Origin of the sequence: Micromonospora sp. LOL_013, assembly GCF_048060315.1 — a bacterium.
Classification (GTDB): domain Bacteria; phylum Actinomycetota; class Actinomycetes; order Mycobacteriales; family Micromonosporaceae; genus Micromonospora_E.
In genome coordinates, this window is record NZ_JBHMIQ010000042.1 from 1 (window position 1) to 26,407 (window position 26,407).

The window sequence follows — 26,407 nt, forward strand, 5'->3', positions numbered from 1 at the left end:
ACCGTGCAGGTCGCGGCGATCAACGAGTGGCTGTGACCGACTTTGATACACGCCCTAGGGGGAAGTAGGCAGAGTTCCCCGTCATTTCGGACATCCGCTGACCGCTGGGCTTGCTCGTCGTACGGGGCGGCCGGGAACACTCGGGTCGGCGATCGCCGAGCAGGGAGTTCGACGTCGTCAGACCTTCGACGTACGACGAGAGGAGTGTCGTTGTGACCATGCCCGTGGTCCAGACCACCGATCCCGGGATGCAGGCGGCGGCCACCGAGTTCGCCGCCAAGACCCAGGAGTTCACCGGCCACCTGCGCAGTGTCAACACTCAGATGACCACGCTGCAGGCGAGCTGGCGAGGCGACGCCTCGAACAGCTTCAACCAGGCGATGGACAACTGGGAGAGGTCGTTCCAGACCGTGATCAACGAGCTGATGCACATGATGGACGTCATGGGCGTCACGACCGCCGGATACCGAGCCGCGGAGGACGACGCCTCGCAGGCCGCCCGGGACTTCGGGGCCGCACTGCCCGGCATCTGACCCGCTGACCGGTCAACCACCACGCTTCTCAGGAAGGACCCGACGGTGTCCAACTACCGTTTCGACTTCAACCAGGCCGACGCAACACTGTATGACATGAATCAAATCAACGGCCGTATCGCCAGTGCGCTCGCTGAAATGGAGCGCAACGTCGAACGCAGTCTCGAGGAATGGACCGGCGACGCGCGGACGAGTTACTACGCGGCCAAGCTCCAGTGGAACCAGGCCGCGCAGGACATGAGCACCTACCTGGAGCAGGCGCGCCGGACGCTGCTGACCATCTCCGAGAACTACGGCACGACCGAGCAACGGCACACCAAGATCTGGAACGACGTCCGCGGCGGCTGAGTTTCCTGCCGGCTGCCGGGGCGGTACGTCTCCCGGCAGCCGGCTCGCCGCCGGAATGACCGACCCGTACCCAAACAATAAAGGAGATCGACGAAAATGGTCATGATGTGGGATGGAAACGGTGAGCTACTCGTGGAGTGGGATAAACCCTACAGTTCGTCCCTGGATTGGGATAAGCCCAATCGGCCAGCTGCAGATCAAATGGGAATATTCGATAAGTTCAACAGCGGGGAGGTTGACGGATTCCCGAACAAGCATCCACCTGGATGGATCGAGGCGGTCATTGACAAGGTCAACGACGACATTGCGGCGGAGAATGACGGAAAGTGCTACCCCTACCTGAGTGACACCATCGACTGGTCTACCTACAGTGCGGACGAGAAGGCTGCCTACGAATGGTACGAGAGTGAAATCCTCGATTTTGACAAGTGGGACGACCACGTCGACGAATACCACGCTACCGCCGCAAACGAGGACAATGTCTCCTGGGATGACTTCGAGGAGCCTGATTCGTACGACATAGACGGAGACATCGATGCCCCAGAGGTCAAGGCCTATACCGGGGGTGACAACAAGAATGGTCAGCTCAAGGTTAGCACCGAGGCCATCCGGCACTTCGTGCATCAGATCGACAAGATCGCCTGGGAAGGCGGCGGGATGCTGCTTGACGCCAGTAACAGATTCGACGAGCTCGACATCCGGCCCGGCAAGTTCGCCAAAGCGGAGCTGATGCGGCAGAAGCTCGCCGGTAACGGCGGCGATAACCTCGGCCTGATAGGTGACACCAAAGGTCTGCTGGTGCAGGTGCACCGGACGCTTTTTTCGCTCCGCGAGAGCCTGTTGCAGATGGCCAACTCATACGAGCGTACCGAAGAGGGTAACGAACGCACGGGCAAGGACCTCGAGGAGCGAACCGAAGAGTTCAACAAGATGACCGAGGCGCAGTTCGGTCAACACATGGGTGACACGTGGGGGTACCTCGGGGACACCGGCGACTTCGGTCAGGTCTCCACTGATGGTGCCAAGACCGGGGACACGGGCGGCGACGAGTAGGCGCGCTCCCCGATTTCAGGGGCGCGCGGTGGCGGACGGCACGATGGCGGACAGGTGTGGATAGTCGATGGCAGACGATGAAGACGACAAGGAGTGGGCGCACCACTCCGACCCCAAGGCGACGTTTCCTCCACTGACGACGGCGACGGAGCCGATCAACGACCTGGAGCTGTGGGCTCAGTCCGACCCTCCCGGCTGGCGGCGGATCAAGGCAGCGGTGAACGGGGGTTCCGCACTCGAAACCGACGCGGGAGCCGATTACGCCAGCACCCTGGTGAGGGCACAGAGTCTCGCCGACGCGGCCGGCGCTTTCCAGCAGGCGGTCAACACCCTGGAGTGGCTGGAAACCTTCATCAGCGTGCAGTCGCACGCGATCGCAGGTGAAGAGAAGGCGTGGCAGGGAACCGCAGCCGATGCCTTCCTTGCGAAGATGGACTACTACGCCAGGTTCCTCGGCAACCAGGCGGAGCGCCTGCGTGGCGGTGCTGGCATGAGCGGCTCGGCGACCCTGCCGAACCAGCTAATGAAGGACTCACACTACCTGCATTGGGCGCAGGAGCAGCTCGACTATCTGGACAAAGCGTGGGCGAAGATCGCCGCGGCCTCCGAAGACGACGTCGCCCACACGGACGGCGGGAACGTTGCGATCAGTTCGACCCGGTTCGCCCGCCCGATGACCAACCAGATGCTGGAGGTCGCGCTGACGCTGGCAGACCAGTACGTACTGACCGTGCCGAAGGTCGTGTCGCCCAGCGGAGACGGCAGCCTCAGCCCGGACAGCATTCCCGAGCCCACCGGCCCGCCGACCCTGCCACCAACGGAACCACCCGTCGAGCCGCCGACCGAGCCGCCGACCGAGCCGCCGACCGAACCACCGGCTGAACCGCCGACCCAACCTCCCACCGAACCTCCGACCCAGCCTCCCTCTGAGCCACCCTCCGTGCCTCCGACTCTGCCCCAGACGGAGCCACCTGCTCCACCCTCGACAGAGCCGCCGCCCGTTTCACCCTCGGTCGAGCCGCCACCGGAGGTGGCGGAACCTCCTGCAGTCGAGAGTCCACCGGTCACCGGACCCGAGGCACTTCCCGACAGTCCGGTTGGCGGATCTGTGGGCAGTGGCGGCCCGGGCGTAGCGGCCCCTGTCGTCATAGAGCCGCCGAGCGACGGGCTACCCGGGTTCGACGCCCCGGCGGTTCCCCCACCCGGTACCTCGCCGGATGCCGATCCTGGCCAGGTCGGCGGCGGCGGTTCCGGCGTGGTGCCGCCCGTCGTCCCACCGGTCGTCACTCCGGTGCCGAACACCCCCGCGCCGGGTGGCGGCAGCCAACCGCCGAACGGCGGCGCACCGCCGGCTCCCGCCCCCGGTGGTGGTGGTGTGGATTTGCCGGAGGTTCCCGCTCCGGGGTCCGAGCCACCGGTCGTCGAGCCTCCTGCGGGTAGCCCGTCCAATCCCGGTGCACCGGCACCCGGGCCGATGCCGGGCGCACCTGGCGCGCCCGGTCCCGGCCTCGGCGGCGGGGAAGCGGCACCGGACCGCCCGGACTCCTCAGGGCTGGTCGACGGTGACCGGTCGGACTGGACCCCCGGCGAACCTGGGTCGGCGGCTCCGGACGCGCCCGGCGGAGTCAGCCCGGGCGGTGGCGGCCTCGACCAGGTCCCGGAAATCAGCCCGGTGCCCGGGAACGAACAGCCGCCAGCGGGGTCGGCTCCACCAGGGTCGGCTCCACCAGGGTCGGCTCCACCAGGATCGGCTCCACCAGGATCGGCTCCACCAGGATCGGCTCCACCAGGAGCTGTGCCACCGATGATGCCCGGAGCGCCGGGTGCCCCGGGGGCGGGTGCCGGGGGTGGCTCCGGCGTGCCGGACCGTCCGGACTCGGCCGGGCTGGTCGACGGCGACCTGCAGGACTGGCAACCGCCCACCGGTACGGTCGACGTACCCGACGCACCTGCCGGGGCCAGTGCCGGGGGTGCCGGACTGGGCGACGAAGGAACACCCGCGAATTCGACGGGCTTTTCGACCCCGCCCCCGATCGCGACGCCGTCACAGTCGTCCAGACAGCCCGACGCGGGTTTCGCTCCCGGCGCCCACTCCGGACCGGTCGGTGGGGTGCCGCCCATGCCGGGAGCACCCGGGTCACCCGGAGCACAGTCGGGCGGCAACGGCCAGCCGGACCGTCCGGACGCCACCGGACTGGTCGAGGGAGACATCGACGACTGGGCCGCTGTCGGGCCGGACCTGCCCGCCGGCCCGCAGGCCCCCGGCGGAGCGACGGCCGGCGGTGCCGGGTTGGGCACCGTACCGGTCGAACCGCCCCGCGACGAGTCAAGCGGCCCGATCGACCCGGCGGGGTCGGCCGGGACGTCCGTATCCGACGTGCCGGGACCCGTCGCCGGGCAGCGCCCCGCAGCGGTGCCGGCCCGGCAGACGGGTGCGGACCGACCGGCCGCGCCAGTCGCCTTCGGCGTACCTCCGGTGGTCAATACGGCTGAGGAACGTGAGCCGGTCGACCGCCCGGACGCCGCGGATCTGCTGCGGGAGGACGAGGTCGTCTGGGCCCGCGCCGACCTGGACCAGCGGAAGAGAACGGACGACCGGGTACCGGTCGTGCGGCCGGCGGAGGATGCAGCCGATCCGTCGCACTGGGCCGACCCGGACGGCATTTGGTGGCTACGCGGTCCGGAACCCGAGCGTGAGATGGAGGCAAGAGATGCGTGACGACGTCGAGCCGAGGCCGCTGGAATCCTGGCGACGGAGGCGAGCGGCGGCGCCGGAGCCTGAGGCCAGACCGTTGCGTTGCGGGGGACCGGACTACACCAACGCCGAACGGCTGGAGCTGATGCGCCAGCGGCAGCGGGAAATGGACGAGGCGGCGCGGCGAGAGCGGGAGCAGTCCGAGTCCCGCCAGTCCACCCGGCGCCGAGGAGTCAGCGAGAGCGACGGGGACGACGAGTACCCGTCCGAGCGCCGCGCCGACCGGTACGCGGTCGGGCTGCTTCGCCAGGACGACGCGGCATGGGGTGGTACCGGTTGCGGAACTGGGGGGCTCGGATGAGCGTCCTGAGGCAACGGCACTCCGGCCTGACATCGTCCGGCGACCGTCGCCGCCGGCATTATGGAGTGCTGGCATGAGCACCATCACTGTCAAGAGGCCACCGCGCGCGGCCGGGCCGGCGGATCCGGACGGGGAGGTGGAACTGCAGGAGCCTCCGCTGATGGCGGAGGAGGCACCGCTCGACTTCCGCTCGTTCGCCATGATCGTGCCGATGGGCCTGGGCATGGGCGCGATGATGGCCATGTTCGGCCTTTACAGCCGTGCGCCGGTCATGTACGTGATGGGCGGAGCGATGGCCGTCGGCATGCTGTTGATGGGCGTCATGCAGATCGGTCGGGCCGCTGCGGAGCGCAAGCGCCAGATGCGTGGCGAACGCCGGGACTTCCTGCGCTACATCGCCCAGCTCCGTCGGCAGGCCCGGAAGGCGGCTGAGGACCAGCGCCAGGCGGTTTTGTGGAACCATCCGCAGCCGCAGTGGCTGTGGTCGGTAGCGATGAGCAGCCGACTGTGGGAACGACGCCCCGGCCACGACGACTTCGGCCGGGTCCGGATCGGGCTCGGCCGGCAGAACGCGATGCTGCGGTTCCTACCTCCGCAGACCAAACCGATCGAGGACCTGGAACCACTATCGTCGATCTCCTTGCGACGGTTTTCCGAGGCGTACCGCACGGTGTCCGGGATCCCGACCTCGGTCGGCCTGCGAAGCTTCACCAGCGTCGAGTTCGAGGGCGAAGCGGACAAGGCGATCGATCTGGTCCGGTCGATGGTGGCGGCCCTGGCCACCCTGCACGCCCCGGACGAACTGCGGGTGGCGGTCCTCGCGCCGGAGGTGCACCGCGGGGAGTGGGACTGGATCAAGTGGCTGCCGCACAATGCCCATTCGACCGCCTTCGACGCCGCCGGGCCGGTGCGTCTGTTCGCCGCCGACCACGACGAGCTGCTCGACCTGCTCGGGCCGGAGATCACCGACCGGGGCGACCACGACCGGGAGTCCCGTCCATCGTCCACCGAGCCGTTCGTGGTGGTCGTCGCTCACCTGACCGACCTACCCGACAGCTCGCGGCTGCTCGGCGCGGGCATCCGCAACCTGGTGCTGCTCGACCTGACCGGTCAGATGCCCGGCGGGCCCAAGGTGCTACGGCTCACCCTGGAGTCGGACCGGGTCACCTTCCCCGCTGGGGAGAGCGTCGGAACCGCGCTGGTGGACGGGATGGCCGCCGCAGAATGCGAGGCGTTGGCGAGAATCATCGCGCCGAAACGGACCAGCGGCACCCTCGACGTGGTTGAGGAGCCGTTGGAAAGCGACTTCGAACTGACCACCCTGCTCGGCATCCGGGACGCCAGGACCTTCGACGTAGCGGCACTGTGGCGCACCCACGCTCCGCAGCGAAACCGCCTGACCGTGCCGATCGGGGTCACCGAGAGTGGTGAGGTGATCGAGCTGGACCTCAAGGAGTCCGCGCAGGGCGGGATGGGACCGCACGGCCTGCTGATCGGCGCGACCGGCTCCGGCAAGAGCGAGCTGCTGCGTACCCTCGTCTGCGCCTTGGCCGCCACCCACTCGTCCGAGATCCTCAACTTGGTCCTGGTCGACTTCAAGGGTGGCGCGACCTTCCTCGGCATGGAGAAACTGCCGCATACGTCGGCGGTCATCACCAACCTCGCCGACGAACTGCCGCTCGTCGACCGGATGCAGGACGCGCTCAACGGTGAGATGACCCGGCGTCAGGAACTGCTGCGCTCCAGCGGCTACGCCTCCCTGTTCGACTACGAGAAGGCTCGCGCCGCTGGTGCGCACCTCGTGCCGTTCCCCGTCCTGCTGATCGTCGTCGACGAGTTCAGTGAGCTGCTGTCCAGCAAGGGCGAGTTCATGGATCTCTTCGTCTCGATCGGTCGGCTCGGTCGGTCACTCGGCGTGCACCTGCTGCTGGCCTCGCAGCGCCTCGACGAGGGCCGGATCAACCGGGTCGAGGGGCATCTGTCGTACCGGCTGGCGCTGCGTACCTTCTCGTCGATGGAGTCGCGGTCGGTGATCGGCGTCGGCAAGGCGTACGAGCTGCCGCCCGAGCCTGGCAACGGCTACCTCAAGATCGATACCACCAACCTGGTGCGGTTCAAATCCGCCTACGTGTCCGGGCCGTACCACGGAGTTGGACGGGACAGAGCCGACGAGGCGGAAGACGAACGGCCGATGACCGCCGAAGTCGTCCCGTTCGTCACCGGTCAGGTCGATGTCCGGCACGATCCGGGTCGGGCCCGGATGACCGAGCCGGGGCACGACACCGCAACGGGAGCCGCCCAAGAAACCGAGACCGTCGAGGCCGGCTCCGGGGCCGCGACTGGTCCGAGTCTCGCCGACGTCCTGCTCGACCGGCTCGCCGGCGCCGGTCCGCCGGCCCGGCAGGTCTGGTTGCCGCCGCTGTCCGTCGCGCCCAGCCTGGACACGCTCCTACCCAGCGTCGTGCCGGATCCGCGGCGCGGGATGACGGTCGACGACCCGGGTGCCCAGGGGCGGCTGCGGGTTCCGGCCGGCATCGTCGACCGGCCCGCCGACCAGGTACGCGACCTGCTCACGATCGATCTCGGCGGCGCGGACGGGCACATCGGCATCGCCGGTGCGCCACAGAGCGGCAAGTCCGCCCTGCTGCGCAGCGTCATCCTCGCCCTGGCTTTCACCAACACCCCACACGAGGTGCAGTTCTACGGGCTCGACTTCGGCGGCGGTGGCCTCGCCTCCATCGCCGGGCTGCCGCACATCGGCTCCATCGCGTCCCGGATGGAGCGAGACCGGGTGGTCCGTACCATCGAGGAGGTCTCGCAGGTCATGGAGCGCCGGGAGTACGAGTTCGCCAAGCGCGGGCTCGACTCGGTGACCACCTACCTGGCGGCTCGCGCCCGTGGTGAGATCGACGACCCGTACGGGCATGTGTTCCTGGTCGTCGACGGCTGGTACACGATGAAGCAGGACTTCGCCGACCTGGAACCGAAGTTCCAGGAACTGGCCTCGCGTGGGCTCTCCTACGGCATCCATGTCATCGTCTCCGCCACCCGGTGGTCCGAGATGCGTACCTGGCTGCGGGACCTGCTCGGCACCCGGTTGGAGCTTCGGCTCGCTGACTCCATGGAGTCGGAGGTGGGTTCGCGTAAGGCGGCGACCGTGCCGAACCTGCCGGGGCGCGGCCTGACCAACAACGGACTGCACTTCCTCGCCGCGCTTCCCCGCATGGACGGCGTATCGAGAGCGGACGACCTCGCCGAGGCGACCAAGTCGGCGGTGGAGGAAATCGCCACCTTCTGGTCCGGCCCGCCCGTGCCGGGCGTACGGATGCTCCCCACCCAGCTTCCGGCGGAGAATCTGCCGGCACCCGAGCCGAGCTTCAGGATCTGCCTCGGACTGGACGAGCAGCGGCTCGCCCCGGTCTGGCACGACTTCCTGGTCACCCCGCACCTGTTGGTGTTCGGAGACAACGAGACCGGCAAGTCGAACATGCTCCGGCTGGTGCTACGGGCCATCCAGCAGCACTACCCGCCGTCCGGGGCGAAGGTCGTCCTCGGCGACTCGCGCCGGGATCTCGACACCGCGATCACCCCCGAGTACCAGGTCGGGTTCGGTTTCACCGGAGACAAGCTCTACGAGCTGGCCGGACAGACCACGGTGTCGATGGACCGGCGGGTACCCGGCCCGGACGTCTCCTCCGAACGGATGCGCCGCCGGGACTGGTGGGAAGGTCCGGAGCTGTTCCTGATTGTCGACGACTACGACCTGATGACCCGGTCATCGGGGCCGGGATCGGTCCTCGACCCGGTACTGCCGCTGCTGGCCCAGGGGGTCTATATCGGACTTCATTTGGTGATCGCCCGCAGTACCTCCGGCGCGATCCGAGCCATGATGGACCCGGTCCTTCGCCGCATGTGGGAGCTGGGTACACCGGCGACCCTGCTGTCCTATCCGAAGGAAGAGGGCAAGTTCCTTGGTGAGGCGGCTCCCCGTCGCCTGCCGCCCGGGCGTGCCCAGTTGGTCACCCGTCGCGGCGTGAAGCTGATCCAGACAGGCCACGTCATATGAAAGGGATGCACGGGTGACCGCGACACTCAACGTCGACCTCTGCCGGATCACCGTGATCGGCCCGGCTCGCCGAGTCGACCTGGCGATTCCGGTCACCACCACGGTGGCCGCCCTGTTGCCCCTGCTGGTCGAGCGGACCACCGACACCGGCTACCTCGTCAAGGCGGGCACCGCAGGAGGGGCATGGGTCCTGCAGCGCCTCGGACAGGCACCCTTCGAACTGACCGGTACGCCGGAGAGTCTCGACTGGTTGGAAGGAGAGGAGCTGCACCTACGGCCGGCCGAGAGTCCCCTGCCCGAGCTCGATTTCGACGACCTCGCCGACGGGGTGGCCATCGCCGTCAACCGCCGTGACGACCGATGGCAGCCCGAATACCGCCGGAACCTGTTCCTGGCGTTGGCGGCCGTCGGGATGGCCGCCACCGCCGTGGTGCTGACCAGACACGACCAGCAACTGCCGCAGGTGGTCGCGGCGGGCGTGCTCGGCGCGATGCTCACCACCGCTGCGCTGATCTGTGGCCGGCGCCTGGCCGACGGCGCGTTCTCCCTGCTCTTTGGCGCCGTCGCCGCCGGCTTCACCGCCCTGGCCGCCTCGAGGGCGGTCGACGACACGCCGGGTCATCTCGCGGTGTCCGCCGGAGCCGGTCTTGCCGCCGCAGTGGCCCTGTCGACAGTCGCCGCGCTCCTGCTCGTCGCCCAGCGGACCTTCGCCCCGTCCCTGCCGGTCCGTCCCGTCCTCGCCGCCGGGCTGGTGGGTCTGGCCACCGTACTGGTCATGCTGCTGGGCGCGGTCAGCGGCATGAGCGTGCCACGTACTGCGGCCACGGCGGTCACGATGATCTTCGCCCTGATCGTGCTGGCCCCTAGGATCGCCGTGAAGCTCGCCCGGCTGCGTGGCCCGCAGCTGCCGAAGAGCAGCGAAGACATGTCCTACGACATCGAGCCCGCCCCGCCCGGCCTGGTCCGGGGGCGTACCGGTGACGCGGACACGTACCTCGCCGTGGCGTTGATCGCTTCGGCGGTCGTCCTGCCTGTGCTGTTCCACCTCACGATGCGCCAGAACGGGTGGGCTGGCTGGACCTTCGTGCTGGTGGTCGCGAGTGCAATCCTGTTGCGCTCGCGTACCTTTTTCGGCGTCTGGCAACGGATCGCCCTCGTCGTCGCCGGTACCGTCGGCTACCTCATGGTCGTCGTGAAGCTCTCCGAGATGCTGTCGCCGGCAGGGCTCTGGGTCCTGCTCGGCTCGCTTGTCGTGCTGGTGGTGCCGCTGGTGATGGCGGCGTTGCGTCCCTGGCCCCGGCGGATGCTGCCGTTCTGGGAGTACTCGGCGACCTTCTTCGACGTCACCACCGGTGTCGCCGTACTTCCGGTCCTGGCGCAGATCCTCGGGATCTACGCCAGGGCCCGCGGACTGTTCGGGTAACCGCCGTGCAGACCCAACGCGACCACGTCCACGCCCACACCTTCATGATGGGGCGACTCAGCTCGGCCCTCGTCGAAGGGGATCCGACCAGCGCGCGCGTCCCAGGTCAACGGGCCCTGACCGGACTGGTGATCGGGGTCATTCTGGTCCTGTTGATCGGCGGTGGACTCGCCGTGTACGGCTGGATCGTGCCCGGCGGCAGCAAGGCGTACCTGCAGGCAGGCGTGATCCTGGTGGAGAAGGAGAGCGGGACGCGGTACGTCTACCGGGCCGGCGTGCTGTACCCGACGGCGAACCTGACCTCCGCCCTGCTACTGCAGGGTCCATCGGCTACGGTGAAGCTGATCTCCGGGAACTCGCTGAAGGACCTGCCGCGTGGGCCGGAGATCGGTATCCCCGACGCGCCGCAGACCGTACCCGACGCGGCCGCCCTGGCGGCTGGTCCCTGGCTCGCCTGCCTGCCCGGCTCGGTGGTGGACCAGCCTGGCTCGCGACTCGGCGTCAACCTCGACCCGCACGCCCCGGCCACACCGCTGGCCGAGCGGACCTTCGCGCTGGTACGTGACGCGAGGGGCGGGCTGTACCTGCTCGCCGACTTCTACAAGTTTCCGGTGCAGGACGACTCGGTGCTGGTCGCGCTCGGTGCCACGAACGCCCGGGTGCCGATGGCACCGACGGAGTGGCTCGACTGGCTGCCGACCGGAGTCACCCTCGGGCCGGCGAAAATCCCCGGTGCCGGGCGATCCGGCCTGCGGGTCGGCGGCCGGGCCTACCAGATAGGCACCCTCTTCCGGCAGCGTCCGGCCGCTGGCGAGGAACAGCTCTTCGTGCTCCGTACCGACGGGCTGGCCCCGATCGACCGGATGGAGTTCGTCCTCGCCACGGTCAGCGGCGGCGACACCGCGGTGGAGCTCGACGCGGCCACCGTCGCCTCGGCCCCCCGCTCCGCTGACCGGACGCTGACCGGGCGGCTGCCCGACCTGACCGGTCATCACTGGCACGACCCGGGCGACCAGGTGCTCTGCGTACGGCAACGACCGATCGGTGCGGAGGCTGTGACCAGCGAAGTCGTCCTCACCGAACGGCGCTGGGCCGCGGTCGGTGCCGACGGCGAGACCACCGTGCTGGTCGAGCCGGGGTCCGGCATGACGGTGACCCCGAACCCTCCTGCCGACGGGGGTACGGAGGTCACCCTGATTTCGGACAACGGCGTGACCCACCGGCTCGTCGGCTCGGACACGCTCGCCGCGCTCAGACTCGGTACGGCGACCGCCGTCCCGTTTCCGAGAGAGCTGCTGGCTGCCCTGCCCCAGGGGCCCGCGCTCAGCCGTACCGGCGTCCTCAGTCTGGCAAGGGGGTAGCTGTCCATGGCATCCATCAGAGACCTGTTGCGCGGCGGACGATCCGACCCCGGTGACGTGGCGCGGCACACCGTCGGCAACGCGCTCGTCCTGCACCACTGCGACGAGATCAGCGGCGAGGCACAGGATCTCGCACTTTCGGTCGTGGCGGACGCCGACAACGACGTGGTGATTCTCGACCTCGGCAGCGGAATGTCGATCAACTCGTGGGAGTCGATGGCGGGGGTGCTGCCGCGCCGCCGTCGCGGGATCCGACTGGTCACCTGCGGGCAACGGCACGATACGGCGGCGATGGCCGGGCAGTGGCTGTCCGAGCGGCTCAACCGTACGGTCATCGCACCGGACGGCGACCTCGTCCGTGGCGCGGCGGGGGCGCTGTTCATCCATTCCAAACCTGGTAGCGGCTGGGTACGCTTCCGCCCCGGTAAGCCACCGGCCTGGGATTCCAAACGCTATCCGACCCCGTCGTGGGACGCTGCCGCGACCGAGCGCCGGCCGTCCAGTTCGACGGGGGAGATCGAGCCGCTGCCCGGCGGGGTGTGGATCCACGATGTCCGCGTCCCGCAGGTCACCGACGAGCACCGCCGTCGCCTCGTCGTCGACGTGCCGTGCCAGCCGGAAACGATGACCGTGCTTCTGGGCTGCCCGGGTACCGCGCCGCTGGCACTCGACGACGTCGTCAGGTTCTGGCGCGAGCTGGACGTGGAGAGTCAACTCCGCACCCGTTTCGTCCGGTACGGCGACGTGCGGATGCCAGCCGGTGAATCGTTCGGCCAGACTCTCGCCGATCTGCTGGGCACCAACGTCGTCTGCTACTCGGGAGTCCCGATCGGTGCTCCCGGCAAGGTCGAGATCCGGACTGTACGCGCCGATGGCGTGCTCGGCTGGCCACCGTACGCTCTGGAGCTCGGCTATGTGCCTCGGGCGCATCCGAACTCACGCGCCCGCCGTCCTGTCGTGCTGAGCCACCGCGGACCGCTACCCGACGCCGAGGAGATCGGTCCCCGGGTCTACTGGTACGCGCCGGATGCCGTCGTCGAGGTGGTCGAGGCCGGGCTGTGGATCCGCCCGGTGGACGAGCCGGGCAACGCGGAACGGATTCGAGGATCGGCGCTCGACCCCGCGAGCGCGATGATGGTGTTCGACGACACCGAGGCGGGTCAGGCGGCCCGGATGCGTGAGCTGGCCGAGGATCTGACCGCTCGGGTCGACGGGAACCTGGGCCAGGTCACCGACCTGGTGGCGGCGTCCGTGCTGGTGCCGGAGCTCCGGCCGGCCGGCCGTGCCCAGGCGGTTCTGACGTCGGCACCGGACCGGCCGGGCGATCGGCAGCCGAGCGGTGCGGAACCGACGGTGATCGCTCCCCGGCCGCACCCGATCGCGGTGACCACCGTGGTCGCGATCGCGCCGCCGCCGGAAGCTGTGGTCGCGTCGCCGCCGGCGGAAGCTGCTTCGGGTGCCGCGCCGTCGGTGGTGGAGGCCGCCCCGGAATCGGCGCCATCGGTGGTGGAGGCCGCCCTGGGATGCGCACTGCCGACGTCGCCGACTCGGCGGATTGCCCGGCCGATGCCGGAGCCGCTCGTCGCCTCGCCCGCCCTGCCGGCCGAGGAGCGTGTCGGGTCGGGTACCCCGTCAGCGCTCGAGCCGGTCGCCGAGGTGTCCGGCGCGCCGCGACCAGCTGCGCCGGACCAGCCGTCGGGGACCCCGGCGATCGACCTTTCCCCACCGCCCCCACCAGCTCCGATCCAGATACCGACCGAGTCGTCGATCGACGTACCCGATCCGGGTGTCGGGCCTGCTGGCGTTGACGGGTCCGATGGTGTTGACGGGCCTGCCGGTGTTGACGGGTCCGTACGGGCACCGGATGCCGCCCGGGTGGACTCACCCGTCACCACCGCGGTGCGGCTGGCCGACGCGGAGGAATCCGCCCCGGTGTCGGCGCCCCCCGTTATCCGGCTGCAACCCGTGGCGGGGGCGGACTCTGCGGCTTTGCTGCCCCGGCGCGGCATCGCCGAGGAACGGGCCTGGCTGCGTCGTTCGTTGAGCCGGGACTTCGACGTCATGGCCAGCTCGGTCTCGCGCATCATGTCGGAGCATCCCGGTATGAAGTCCGGTGGCGCCGGCACCCCGGACGACGTTCTCGTCGACTCCGTCGCGGCCCGGCTGTTTCTCGCTGCCCGGGGGGCGGGCGTCGACGCCGGCCTGCGTACCGGCGCGAACGGTCCGCACGTGCCGTTCGCCCGCTGCGCCGTCTCCGGGCTGTCCCGGTTGCCGTCCTTCCGCGGCAGCACCATCGCCCGGTTGAGCCCGCTCGCCGAGGAATGGGCGATGTACCGCGAGCGGAACATCGTCAGTGACTGGAGCTTCGTCACGATGCTGACCGCGCCCTGCGCCGGGCAGAACGGCGACACCGATTTGCTGATCTGGTCGATGACCGCCCGCCGTACCGCGTTGTTGGAGCCGGAGGGCGACGACCACGTCGACGACCGGGTCGTCTTCCTGCCCGGCAGCCACTTCAGGATTCTTGAGCTGAGGGAGCCGGGTGGGGGGCATCGCGGCAGCATCCTGCTGCGTGAGCTCGGTACCAACGAGGTCGACGAGAACGGCCGCGTCGACCCGAACCGGATGTCGCTCGACGAACTTGCCGTCACGTCGATGCGCCGCAGCCTCGAGCGATGGAACAGCACCGACGGCCGCAGACGAGTCGGCCAGGCGTCGACCGGTCGCTTCGGCACCCTGCCCGGTCTCCTGCGGCCACCGTCCGAAGAGGGGAGGTGACCTGGCGATGAGTCGACAGGTCCTGACGGTCGGGGGCAGCCGGCCCGGCGCGCTCCCGACGATCGGCGCGGCTATTGCCCGCGCCGAGCCGGGTGCCACCATCATGGTGCACGCCGGGCGGTACGTCGAGAAGCTGGTCGTCGGCAACCGGATCACGATCGTCGCCGAACAGGGCGGCCGGGTCGAGGTCGCGGTGGAGGAGGGTAGCGTTCTCGCGATCCATGGTGAAGGGGCCCATCTACGCGGCATCTCACTGTCGAGCGGCGACCCCAAGCTGGCTGCGGTCGACGTCTACTCCGGAGAGGCGGCGTTGGACGACTGCCGTATCGACGGAGCTGCCTGGGTGACCCTGCTGGCCCGGCTGGAAGGTTCGCTGGCGCTTCGCCACTGCGAGATCACCTCCGCCGCAGGGGCCGGGATCGTGGTCACCTCGCCGCGCCCCAGCACGGTCGAGGACACCGTGGTCCGGGACGTTGCCACCTCCGGCATCGTGGTCAGCGACCAGGGTTCGGTGACCCTGCGCCGTTGCCGTGCGGAGCGCACGGGGGCGAACAGCGTCTGTGTCAACGGCGACGGACGGATCATCGTCGAGCGGTTCGACATCGTCGGAGCCGGAAAACCCGCGCTGGTTGTGGAGCAGCGGGGCCAGGCTCGGATCAGCGGACTCCGCGTCGAGCGGAGCAGCAACGTCGACGTTTTCATCCGCGGCGAGGTCGACGTGCTCGTCACCCACTCCCATTTCACCGGCGCGGCCCTGCAGGCCGCGCACATAGCCGGTGGCGCCGCACCGAGGTTCGAGCACTGTTCGTTCGGCCCGGCGGGACGAAGCGCCGCGCATGTCACCGGCGAGGCCAGACCGGTGTTCAAGGACTGCATCTTCGCCGAGTCCCCGGTCGGCGTGACCGTCGAGTCGAACAGCGCACCGAGCTTCGAGACGATGACGGTGCGGGGCAGCAGCGAGCACGCCGTGGTCGTCGCGGACGGAGCGTCGATGACCGTGCGCCGGCTACGCGCCACCGTTGCCGCTGGCGTCGGACTGCTGGTGCGCGACGGAGCCGAGGTCAACGGCGTGGACCTTACGATCGACGCCAGCGGTGCCAACGCCCTCGAGCTTCGCGAGTCGGCTCGGGCGACGATCCGCGAGGCACGGTTCACCGGTACGGCGTCCAGCGCTGTGGCGGTCGGTTCCTCGTGCGTTCTCTCCCTGCAGTCGGCCGAGCTGCGTGGCGCGGGACTCCAAGTGACCGGCAGCGGGGATCTGCGGCTGCGCGACACCGAGCTGGTAGGCGCCAGCGGCGATGGTCTGTGGGTGGGTGCGGCCGGCACGGTGACCGCGAGCCAGGTCCGGGTGCGCGGTGCCCGTCGGGCGGGTATCCGGCTCGAACGCGGCTCTGAAGGCAGCTTCACTGATTGCGAGGTGCTGGGCAGCGGTGCGGCCGGGATCGAGGTGGAGACCGCCGACCCGGTGTCGATCACCCGGTGTGTGGTTCGGGGCAGCGGCGACGAGGATCTCCGCCGGGTCGCCGATGCGCAGGTGGCCGTGATGTCGCTGACCACGGACGGGGCGACCAGGGACATGGCTGGCGTCTCGCCGTCGGCGCCCCCGGCCGGGAACGCCGCCGAGCGGTCGGCCGACCCGGCCGGGCAGGAGCCGGCGATGGCGGGAGAGCTGAGCGGACCGCTCCGCGAGCTCAACGGGTTGATCGGCCTGCGCGGGGTGAAGCAGGAGGTCAACGCGCTGATCAATCTGATCCGGATGGCGCAGGTCCGGCAACAGATGGGCCTGCCGATGCCGCCGATGAGTCGGCATCTGGTCTTCGCCGGCCCACCCGGCACCGGCAAGACCACGGTCGCCCGACTCTACGGCTCGGTCCTGGCGGAGCTGGGCATCCTCGCCAAGGGGCACATGATCGAGGCGGCCAGGGCGGATCTGGTCGGCCAGTACATCGGCTCGACGGCGATCAAGACCACCGAGCTGGTGACGAAGGCGATCGGCGGAGTGCTCTTCATCGACGAGGCGTACACCTTGTCGGCCGGCTCCGGCGGCTCCGGCCCGGACTTCGGCCAGGAGGCCATCGACGCTCTGATGAAGATCATGGAGGACCACCGTGACGACTTGGTGGTGATCGTCGCGGGGTACTCGGAACTCATGGAGAGCTTCCTCGCCTCGAACCCTGGGCTCGCCTCCCGGTTCACCCGGACGATCGAGTTCCCGAACTACTCGGTCGAGGAACTGGTCACCATCACCTCGAACCTGTGCCGCAAGCACTACTACGAACTGACCGACGACGCGATCGACGCCCTGACAACGTACTTCGAGCGGGTGCCGAGGAACGCCACGTTCGGCAACGGCCGAGTCGCCCGCAAACTCTTCGAGGCGATGATCAACAATCAGGCGTCCCGGCTCGCCATGACGCCGCCGACGAAGGACACCGAACTCAACCGGCTGGTCGCCGACGACCTCGCCGCCGAGCTGCAACTGTTGGAGGAGCTGCCGGTCGAGCAGCGCGAGCCGGCCGACGCGAGCAGCGACCCGGCCGGTGCCGTCGACAGATCACAGACCTGGCGGCGGATCTGCGGGCTGGTCGGCGCCTCCGAGGTCCGCGACGCGGTCGGTGCGACCCTGCTGCGTCTCTGCGAACTGCGCAACCGTCGCCGGGCACCGGGGCGGCACGGCAACGTCCTGCTCGCCGGCCCGTCCGGCAGCGGTCGCGGCGAGATCGCCCGCCACTACGCCGCCGGGCTGTCCGAGTTGGGTCTGGTACCGGTCGGACACCTGGTACGGGTGTCCACCGCCGACCAGCTGGCACCGCAATGGCCCGGACAGGCGATGAGTCTGGCTCAGGCCGCGCTGCACGACGCCGCCGGGGGCACGCTGGTGGTCGACTATTTCGACGACGGCCAGGAGACCGTCGAGTCGCTGGTCGCGCAGCTGCGGTCCAGCCTCGGCGACCCCGTGGTGGTCCTGCTCGGTGAACCGTCGGCGCTAGCCCGCCTCGGCGCGGCGCTGCCCGGCCTCGCCGACGTGTTCGGTGAACGGTGGACGATCCCCGAGTACGACGTCGCCGAACTCGCCGAGATCGTCGTACGGCACCTCGTGCGACACGGACACCACGTCCCCGAGGACGTACGGGCCGCGCTGACCGGGCTCGTCGAACGACTTCCGGACCGTACGGTCCACGCCGCCCACCAGCTCTCGCGAGCACTGACCCGGGCCACCGGGTCCCGTACCCTCGCGCTGGCCGACCTGCACGGACTGGCCGCCCGCCACCACCCGGACGCCCTGAGCGCCCGCCGTTCCGGCGGCCTCGCGGCGGTCGGCTGAGAGGAGTCATCATGTCGGAACCGCAGCAGCAGCGGCCCACCCTCGAGGACATGGTCGCGGCGGGCCGGGCGTTCGAGCAGCGGATGCGCGCCGCGCAGGCCGAGCTCGGGCAGGCACTCGTGACCGGTCGTTCCGTCGACGGCACGGTCGTGGTGCTGGCCAGCGGCCTCGGCCAGGTCAAAGCGGTCCGGGTCAGCCCAGCGGTCTTCGACAGGCGTGACCTGACCGGTCTGCAGGATGCGATCGTCCAGTCGATCAGGGCCGCCGGAGCGAACGCCGCCGCGCTCGCGGGGGAAAAGATGGGCGCGATCGAGATCAACGTGCACTGACCGGGTGGGGCCTTGCCGGCCCGCCGGTCCCGATCATCGCAGCCGGCTGGTCGCCGCGCGCTGCGAGGAAGAGGCAGCCGAGTGGACGTCGTTGGCTCTCTGCGCGGGCAGCCGTCGGTCACGGTCTTCCGGCACACCGTCGGAAACGCTCTGGTTCTGCATGCCCGGGAACGGATCAGTTCGTCGGCTCGGGCGGTGGCGATGGCAATCGCCGACGATCCCGACAACGAGATCGTCGTCCTCGACCTGCACGACGATCTTCCGGTGGGAATCTGGAAGTCGGTGGCCGCGACGCTGCGGTGGCGTCGACGCGGTATCCGGCTCGTGGTCGTCGGCACGAACCAGGACACCGCCGCTCTCGCCGCCCAGTGGCTTTGCGACCGGCTGCGCCGTACGGTCGTCACCCCGCACGGGCGTGTGTTCCGGGGGTCGGACGGTACCCTTTTCGCCCATTCGGGGCAGGCCAGCGGTTGGGTGCGCTACCGACCCGGACGTCCACCGATAAGGCAGTCAAAGCGGTATCCCGCCCCGCCCTGGGACGACGGTGCCGCCGAGTTCTCGACGACCAGCGCGGTCGGCGCGGCCGAGCCCATCCCCGCCGGGGTGTGGCTTCGGGACACCCGGGACGCGCTCGTGGTCAGCGAGCGCTGGCGATGGCTGGTCGCCTCGGTGCCCTGTCAGCGGCAGGCGATGACAGTGGTCCTGGGCTGTCCCGGCACGCCGCCCCTGGCCCTCGACGACATTGCCCGCTTCTGGCGCGGGCTCGCGCCCACGCACCGACCGTACGCGCGGTTCGTCCAGTACGGCCCGGTCCAGGTCCCCGTCGGCGAGTCGATCGGCCAACGGCTGGCCGACCTGCTGGAGGCACCGGTCGCGTGCTTCACCGGCATACCTGTGGGCCGACCGGAACGGCGTCAGATGCACACCGTGACCCGGGACGGCCGGCTCGGTTGGCGACTGCTCGTCCACGAACTCGGCTACCGTCCACGGAGCCGACCGGCCGGGCCGGCCGCGCCGGCGCGCATCATGTACCACGAGGCGCCAGCACTGCTCGGCACCCCCGTCGGTCCCCGCACGTTCCGGTACGCGGACGACGCGGTCGTGGAGGTCGTCCAGTCCGGGCTCTGGGTCCGCGCCACCGACGAGCCACGGCACGCCGGCCGGATCCGTGCCCGCCCAGCCGACCCGGCGAGCCACGCCCTGATCGTCGACGACGCCGATCCGTCCCGGGTCGCCCGCCTACGCGAACTCGCCGAGGACCTGGCCGCCCGGCTGGATCCGGCCACCCGCGCCCGCAGTGCGCTTCAACTCGCCTCGGCCGTAGCGGTGAGCGGGCGCGGCCCCTCCGCCGCCGTGGTCGATGAGGACGGGCTCACCTACCGCTTCACCACGGCGGATCTCGCCTTGAACGAGACCGAAACCGCTGCACTACCGGTCGAGACGAACGCTCCGACGACCCTCGGTGCCACCCTGCTCGGTTCCGGGTCGGCTCGTCCGGCCGGTGGACGGCTGAGTCCGACCGCCCCGGCCAGCGGCCGGACCGCGCCGGAGCCGGCGGGTGCGGCGGGTGCGGCGGGTGCGGCGGGGCCGATGGTCGCCCGCAACAGCCCGCGACCCGCCGCCAGCGGTCCTGCGGGCGGCGAGCCGGGCGTCACCGTCGACACGCCGCTCTGGACCCAGACCAGCTCCGGCGATGCTCCCACCCGGACCATCGTCGCGGCACCCGTGCTCCGCCTGCCACCCCCGGTTCCCGTCGAATCCGCCGCCGACGGCAGTTCCCTGGCGGCCACGGAAGCGGCACCCACGGAGGCGCGACCAGGCGGTGGCACCGCTGGTGCGCCGCCTGGGCCGGGTGATAGCGGTGCGGCGCCGTCCGGGATAGCCGGTACCGACGCTGTCGCGCCAATCGGGACGGCCACCCTCGCCCGGCCCGCCGTGCTCTTCCAGACACCCCCGGCGCCGCAGGCATCGGGCCTGCCCACCTCGCGTGGCCTCGACGTCGAGCGGACCTGGCTCCGCGAACGCTTCGGCCCGCAGTTCGACGCCGCCGCCAGCACGGTCGCCCGGATCTTGTCCGAACACCCCCGGCTGCACCCGTACGACGACGCGCTGACCGACGCGGTCGCCGTTCGTCTGTATCTGTCCGGGTACGGGATTGACGTGGATGACGCCCTGCGGAAGGGAGACAGTGGCGGGGCGGTCTCGTTCGCACGCTGCGTCGCCGCTGGAGTCAGCCGGTTGCCGTCGCACCGGGGAGCGACCTGCGCCACGGCCACACTCACCGGGGACGCCTTCGCCGAGATACGGGCCAGGGGTGTGCTGACGAACTGGGCGTTCACGCACGCGTTGGTCGAGCCGCCGGTGTCCCTGCCCGGCGCGGTGGACGTGCTGGTCTGGTCGATGACGGCCCGCCGTACCCAACTGTTGGAGCCGGCGGACGACCAGCGGGTCGAGGCCCGGGTGCTCTTCCTGCCCGGCACCCGCTTCAAGGTGCTGGAGGCGACGGAGCCGATCGATGCCGAACCCGGCCGCGTACTGCTGCGGGAACTGTCTGCCGACGAGCCGACCCGCGGGCGCGGACCGTTCGACGATCTCGCGCTGAACTCCCTGTACCGCAGCGTCGAGCAGTGGGCGACCGCCGGTCGCCGGACACCTCTCGGCGCTGCGGGCACCCGGTTCGCCATCCTGCCGGGAACGATCTGATCCCGGCCGGATGATCCGATCAGGACGGTGCCCGGTCAGGTCGGCCGGGCAGCTGTGGGCGCACGGCGCGCGGCGAAGGCGCGCCGTGAGTCCACCTACGGCCGCCGCCCGACGCGGTGCAGGCCGCGGTTCGGCAGGATTGGCTGAATACCTGATATACCGGAGGTAGACGACATTGTCCGGTCGCGCACGGTCGCGACCAGGTTGAAAGAGGTGTTGTGGACACTGCGTACCGCGTGAGCCCGCTGAGCTCGACCGATCCCGAGCGGTTGGACAACTACCTGCTCGTCGGTCGACTCGGCGTGGGCGGAATGGGCGTCGTGTACCTTGCTGAGCGTGACGACGGCACCTACGTGGCGGTGAAGTTGATCCACGCCGCCCTCGCGTCCGATCTGGAATTCATCGGCCGGTTCCGCAGCGAAGTCGAACGGGCACGGCAGGTGCCTCCGTTCTGCACCGCGGAGTTCGTCGACGCCAACCTCGACCACGACCCGCCGTACCTGGTCGTCGAATACGTCGACGGGCCGAGCCTGGAGGAAGTGGTCCTCGAGCGCGGGCCGATGCAGGGCGGAGCCCTGCACTCGCTGGCGGTGGGGGTCGCGACGGCGCTGGCTGGCATCCACGGCGCTGGCGTCGTCCACCGCGACCTCAAACCGGACAACGTCCTGCTGCCGCCAGGCAGCCCCAAGGTGATCGACTTCGGCATCGCCCGGCCGGCCGACGCGACCAGCGCGCACACTCGACCGGACGTCATGGTCGGCACGGTGGCGTACATGGCACCCGAACGATTCTCCGGGGAACCGGGCACCCCGGTGACCGCTGCGGCGGACATCTTCGCGTGGGGCTGCGTGATCGCCTACGCCGGCACGGGACGTACACCGTTCCACGGCGACTCCCCATCCGCGACAGCGGGGCGCATCCTGACCCAGCCGCCGAACCTCGACGGGATACCCGCCTCGTTGCGGGAGCCGTTGTCACGCGCGCTGTCGAAGGAACCGGTCGACCGGCCGACAGCCCAGGAACTCATCGCCATGCTGCTGGACCGGTCGCTTGAACCGGAGCCACCGGCCGCCGGCGAGCGCGACACCGCGCCGGAAACCTCCCCGGTGCCGGCGCGCCGGCCGACCGGCCGCCGACGAGTGAGGGTCGGTGCGTTGGTAGCCGCGGCGGCGGTCGCGATGGCGGTGGCGGTGGCGAACTACGCGGCGGAAGGTACCGACGCCCGCCGGCAGACAGCTACCACACCACAGACCAGCCACGCGGCGCCCCCCGCCCCGGCCTCCGCAGCCAGCGGGGCCAGCGCGGCGGCGACGACAGGTGCCCCGTACCCCTCAGCCGTTTCCAGCCAACAGCCCGCGCCGCCCGACCGGACGCCCGACGCCCGGCCCCAGGGCGGCCAGGCCGCGGCCTCGGAGAAGCCACCGTCGACCGGCGCCGCCGTACCGGCCGCCGCGAACCCGACCGGCCGTAACCTGGCTCTCGGTCGACCGGTCAGCGCCTCCAGCGCCGAGGGCGCGGTGCAGGCGGCGGCCAACGCCGTCGACGGTGACCTCGCCACCCGGTGGGGCAGCGCCTTCAGCGACGTCCAGTGGTTGACGGTGGACCTGGGTGGCCAGTGGCAGATTCACGAGATCGTCCTCCGTTGGGAGAGGTCGTACGCCGTCAGCTACCGCGTCGAGGTGTCCCTCGACGGAGACAGCTGGACGACGGTGTACAGCACAGCCAGCGGCCAGGGCGGTGACGCCGTCATCGCTGCCGGAGGGACGCCCGGTCGTTTCGTCCGGATGTACGCGACCCGACGCTCCGGTGACTACGGCTACTCGTTGTACGAAGTGGAGGTACGCTGAACGGCCGCGTCACATCATGTCGAGCTGGCCGTCCGGGGCCCGTCCCGGGCTCGGCTCGACGCCGTACCCGGCGAGCCGGCGCTCGACACGACCAAGATCCCAGCGGGCACCCAGCGCTGTGTACAGCCGTACAGCCGCACCGCCGGTCGTCGCCGCTTCGTAGGGGCGCCGGTTCGCCGCCAGCAGCACGGCGGCGTCCTCCAGGCTCGCGGCCTGCTCCGTCACCAAGCCCAACTCGCCGTAGCGGCTCGCGGCGGCCAGGGCGGGCTCCGGATTGTTCGTGATCATCGCCCGGCAGCGCTCGGCGGCCCGGTGAGCCCGGGCCGGTCGCACCTCGCGGAGCGCCTCGTCGGCGCAGATCGCCGCCGCCCCCTCCGCGATGTCCCGACGGTCCAACTCCAGCGCGAGCCGGGTCAGCTCGGGCAGCCACTGGTGCCGCATCGCCAGCGACGCGTGGTCCGGCGACAATAGCGGACTCAGCATTCGTAGCGCCTCGTCCGGCCGGCCCTGCGTCTCGGCGACACATCCCCGGGCGACGAGTAGGAAACCACCGGTTGCTCGGTCAGCGGCGCCGGTGGTCAGGGCATCGGCCGCGTCGAGGTGGCCGGCGGCGAGCACCGCGTCGCCACGATGGGCAGCGATGAGCGCGGCTAGGCCGTGCAACAACGTGGCCGCCGATTGCGGGTCTCGCATGCCCAGCAAGGTGTAGCGAGGAACGTCGTCGGTGACCGCGCTGATCTCGGCCAGCGCGTCGTCCCAGCGACCTGTCCAGAAACGCAGCACCGCCGAGGCCGTGTGCAGGCCGGTGGGCAACCGGTGCCGGTAGGCGAAGAGACGACCCTCCCGCAGCGTCCGCTCGGCCTCCGGTAGTCGGTCCAGGTTGTGCAGGGTGAAGGCACGATTGTCGAGCAGGTCGAGATACAGCCCGCCGAAGGACGGATTGTCGCGCATGATGTCCAACGCCCGGTCGGCGAACTCCAGCGCCCGTTCGTGGTCACGGCGCACGGAGTTCGTCAGCCACCCGGTCTGCAGCGCCGCAGCCGCGTCGTACGGCCGCCCGGCGGCGAGCGCTGCGGCGTGCGCCGCCCCGGCTCGCCGATCGGCCTGGTGCAGGTCGTCCAGACCGCCCCTGCGAAGCTCGACCAGCAGCGCCCAGTGCCGGGTACGCCAGAACTCGGGCACCGTACGGTCGGACAGCGTCTTCCGGACGATGCCGATCGCCGACGACATACCACCCAGCCGGTGGACCATCGTGGCGAGGAGGTGACGCATCTCGGCGCGCTCCGCCGGATCGGTTGCCAGACCGGCCGCTTCCCGGGCCTCGTCGACCGGCCAGCGGTCCTCGGCGAACTCCAGCCGCACCAGAGCGATCAGCAGCGGCGTCCGGTGTATCGGGTCGGTGGCACCGGTGTCCAGTGCCCGCCGGATCAGCTCGCCGGCGAGTCGGGGAGCGCGGTGGGCCAGTTCGGCGCAGTGGTCGACCAGCCAGGACACCGTCCACTCGTCGGCCGCCGACGGCACCGCCGCGAGCTGTGCGGCCACCCGCGTCGCCGGACCCGCGCCCCGGCCCAGAACCTCGGCGATGTGTCGGTGCAGCATCGCCCGCGCCGGTGCCGGGATGCTGCCGTACAACACCCGACGCAGAGCGGAGTATCGGAAGGCCAGAGTCGTGTCGTCGCTGACGACGACGTTCGCGGCGATGGCCTCTTCCAGACTGGGGACAAGGTCGACCGCAGACTCCCCGCTCACCTCGGCCAGGTCGTCCACCGAGAAACGGGTACCGAGCATGGCGGCCGTCCGCAGGACGTCCTGAGCACGCGGTGACAGGAGATCCACCGAACTCCGTACCACGGCGAGCAGGGGCCGCGGCAGGTCGATGGGAGCGGAATCGGGGATGTCGGCCACCCCGTCGGCCACCTGGACCACACCCCGCCGGAGCAACGCGCTGGTCATCTCGCGGGCGTAGAAGGGATTACCGGCTGAGGTCGAGATCGCCTCGGCCAGGTTCGGCCCGAGCGGAGCACCCACCAGACGTACCGCGAGCTGCTCGACCACCCCGGGTGGTAGGGCATCCAGCCGGAGCACCTGCCCCCGCCGGGAGCCCACCGTGCGGCGCAGCCGGGCCAGGGCCGCACCGCCGGGCTCCAGCCGTGCCACGGCCACCAACAGCAACGGTAACCGTCGGGTGGCGGCGACCAATCGGTTCCAGAACGGCTCGCCGACCGAGTCGGCCGACTGGAGGTCGTCAACGACCAGCACGACGGGCGCGACGGCGCAGGCGGTGCGTACCTGCGCCAACACCCAATCGGACGAGACGGGGGCATCGTCGACGGCATTGTCGTCGTCGGCCACATCGAGGTGTGGTCCGTCGGGCCGGGCGGCCCGGAGGTGCCCGGTGGTCAGCGGCCGTAACGCCCGGGCCACCGCCTGCACCGGCGCATCCCGGTCCAGCTCCCGGATGCCGCCCCAGGCGACCTGACAGCCCCGATCGTCAAGATTGGCCGTCGCGGCTCTGACCAGCGCGGTCTTGCCCACGCCCGGTTCACCTTCGACCCAGAGCACGTCGCCCTGACCGTCGGCGAGCGCGTCGAACAGGGCCCGCAGCTGGTCGAGCTCGTCGGCTCGGCCGACGAGCGACCCCGCCTGGGTGTGGCCGATGGTAAACCCCGCCTGCGGTCCGGCCCCGGACGCTTCCACGAATCCCCACTGGGCGAGGCGAGGCGTCGACCAGGTCGGTGAGCGCGGCGCGACGGGCGACGCCGATCGAGAGGCTGCGGTCGCGTGGGATCGCCGCGTCCACACCGGGTCGTTCCGACGCATCGGAGCCGCCGGAGCGCGCCGCACCTGACCATACAGTCCGTTCAGGGCACTGCCCGGCTCGACTCCCAGCTCGGTACGGAGGATGTGCCGGGCTACCTGATAGGCCTCGATCGCCTCGGCCCGCCGGCCGCCGCGATGCAGAGCGAGCACCAGCAGTTCGTGCAGGGGTTCATGCAGCGGGTGGTCGCGAACCAGCCCGGTCAACTCGGCCAACACCCGGTCGTCGCGCAGCTCGATCAGCATCCGGGCACGCCGACCGATGGCGTCGAGCCGCTGCCGCACGAGTCGGACCCGCTCGAGGTCCAGCCGGTGACCGGTGAGCCCCTCGTACGGCTCGCCGTGCCACAGCGCCAACGCCTCGTCGAGGGCGGCCACGGCGGCGGCGAAATCCCCTGCCGAATGCCGCCGCGCCGACTCGGCACACGCCGCCGCGAACCGTTCACTGTCCAGATCCGTCCGGCGCAGAGCGAGCGCGTACCCCGCCGATCCGAGCGTCAGGGCGTCGCGCCCCAGACTGCGACGAAGACCGGACACATACGTGTAGACGTTGCCGGTCGCGGTCGTCGGCGGCGTCTCGTCCCAGACCGTGGCGACCAGCTCGTCCCGCCCGACCGCGCGTCCAGCGACGACGAGTGCCGCGAAGACCTGCCGCTGCCGGGTCGGTCCGAGGTGCAGTTCGTGTCCGCCGCGCCAGGCCCGGACCGGGCCGAGGACCGACACCCGCAGCCGGTCGTCCGGTGTTGTCTGCACGAACCCTCCATCGTG

14 protein-coding genes and 2 pseudogenes are annotated in these 26,407 nt (G+C 70.3%); 14 read left to right on the forward strand and 2 right to left on the reverse strand.

The window, feature by feature from the left end; translation table 11 throughout:
* Positions 1-212 precede the first annotated feature (212 nt).
* The 3 genes from ACFHWS_RS23590 to ACFHWS_RS23600 all read left to right on the forward strand — a co-directional run bounded on the left by ACFHWS_RS23590 (position 213) and on the right by ACFHWS_RS23600 (position 1,934).
* Positions 213-533, forward strand: a complete 321-nt coding sequence (locus tag ACFHWS_RS23590; RefSeq protein WP_416551648.1) for a WXG100 family type VII secretion target — start codon at positions 213-215, stop codon at positions 531-533.
* 45 nt (positions 534-578) lie between these two features.
* Positions 579-881, forward strand: coding sequence for a WXG100 family type VII secretion target (locus ACFHWS_RS23595; protein WP_416551650.1), 303 nt, complete (start codon positions 579-581; stop codon positions 879-881).
* Positions 882-977: 96 nt separating this feature from the next.
* A complete protein-coding gene (locus ACFHWS_RS23600) occupies positions 978-1,934 on the forward strand; it encodes a hypothetical protein (protein ID WP_416551652.1) in 957 nt (318 codons plus the stop codon).
* A gap of 1,664 nt (positions 1,935-3,598) precedes the next feature.
* Here ACFHWS_RS23600 and ACFHWS_RS23605 read toward each other — a convergent pair.
* On the reverse strand, positions 3,599-3,736 hold the full coding sequence (locus ACFHWS_RS23605; protein ID WP_416569094.1) for a hypothetical protein: 138 nt from the start codon (positions 3,734-3,736) through the stop codon (positions 3,599-3,601).
* Between the two features lie 2 nt (positions 3,737-3,738).
* Here ACFHWS_RS23605 and ACFHWS_RS23610 point away from each other — a divergent pair, with 2 nt between their 5' ends.
* The 11 genes and pseudogenes from ACFHWS_RS23610 (at position 3,739) to ACFHWS_RS23660 (ending at position 22,822) form a co-directional block, all read left to right on the forward strand.
* On the forward strand, positions 3,739-4,653 hold the full coding sequence (locus ACFHWS_RS23610) for a hypothetical protein (RefSeq protein ID WP_416569095.1): 915 nt from the start codon (positions 3,739-3,741) through the stop codon (positions 4,651-4,653).
* Complete coding sequence (locus ACFHWS_RS23615) at positions 4,646-4,990, forward strand: hypothetical protein (protein ID WP_416551656.1); 345 nt, start codon at positions 4,646-4,648, stop codon at positions 4,988-4,990. Before ACFHWS_RS23610 ends, ACFHWS_RS23615 begins: the two co-directional genes overlap by 8 nt.
* A 73-nt stretch (positions 4,991-5,063) precedes the next feature.
* Positions 5,064-7,251 (forward strand): annotated as a pseudogene (gene eccCa / locus ACFHWS_RS23620) (type VII secretion protein EccCa); the annotation flags it as partial.
* Positions 7,252-7,325: 74 nt separating this feature from the next.
* Positions 7,326-9,056: pseudogene (gene eccCb, locus ACFHWS_RS23625) on the forward strand (type VII secretion protein EccCb); the annotation flags it as partial.
* Between the two features lie 13 nt (positions 9,057-9,069).
* Entirely contained in the window at positions 9,070-10,479 is a 1,410-nt protein-coding gene (eccD, locus tag ACFHWS_RS23630; RefSeq protein WP_416569096.1) for a type VII secretion integral membrane protein EccD, read from the forward strand.
* A gap of 5 nt (positions 10,480-10,484) precedes the next feature.
* Complete coding sequence (gene eccB, locus ACFHWS_RS23635) at positions 10,485-11,840, forward strand: type VII secretion protein EccB (protein WP_416569097.1); 1,356 nt, start codon at positions 10,485-10,487, stop codon at positions 11,838-11,840.
* Positions 11,841-11,846: 6 nt separating this feature from the next.
* Positions 11,847-14,618 carry a hypothetical protein gene (locus tag ACFHWS_RS23640; RefSeq protein WP_416569098.1) on the forward strand — a complete coding sequence of 924 codons (2,772 nt, stop codon included), beginning with the start codon at positions 11,847-11,849 and terminating at the stop codon, positions 14,616-14,618.
* 7 nt (positions 14,619-14,625) lie between these two features.
* Positions 14,626-17,943: a right-handed parallel beta-helix repeat-containing protein gene (locus tag ACFHWS_RS23645; RefSeq protein ID WP_416569099.1), complete on the forward strand. Its 3,318-nt coding sequence runs from the start codon at positions 14,626-14,628 to the stop codon at positions 17,941-17,943.
* Positions 17,944-17,954: 11 nt separating this feature from the next.
* Entirely contained in the window at positions 17,955-18,272 is a 318-nt protein-coding gene (locus ACFHWS_RS23650) for a YbaB/EbfC family nucleoid-associated protein (protein ID WP_416551666.1), read from the forward strand.
* An 81-nt stretch (positions 18,273-18,353) separates the two neighbouring features.
* Positions 18,354-20,975: a hypothetical protein gene (locus ACFHWS_RS23655; protein ID WP_416569100.1), complete on the forward strand. Its 2,622-nt coding sequence runs from the start codon at positions 18,354-18,356 to the stop codon at positions 20,973-20,975.
* A 236-nt stretch (positions 20,976-21,211) separates the two neighbouring features.
* Positions 21,212-22,822 carry a protein kinase domain-containing protein gene (locus ACFHWS_RS23660; protein ID WP_416551670.1) on the forward strand — a complete coding sequence of 537 codons (1,611 nt, stop codon included), beginning with the start codon at positions 21,212-21,214 and terminating at the stop codon, positions 22,820-22,822.
* Between the two features lie 9 nt (positions 22,823-22,831).
* Here ACFHWS_RS23660 and ACFHWS_RS23665 read toward each other — a convergent pair whose 3' ends face one another.
* A complete protein-coding gene (locus ACFHWS_RS23665) occupies positions 22,832-26,392 on the reverse strand; it encodes a BTAD domain-containing putative transcriptional regulator (protein WP_416569101.1) in 3,561 nt (1,186 codons plus the stop codon).
* Positions 26,393-26,407: the final 15 nt, after the last annotated feature.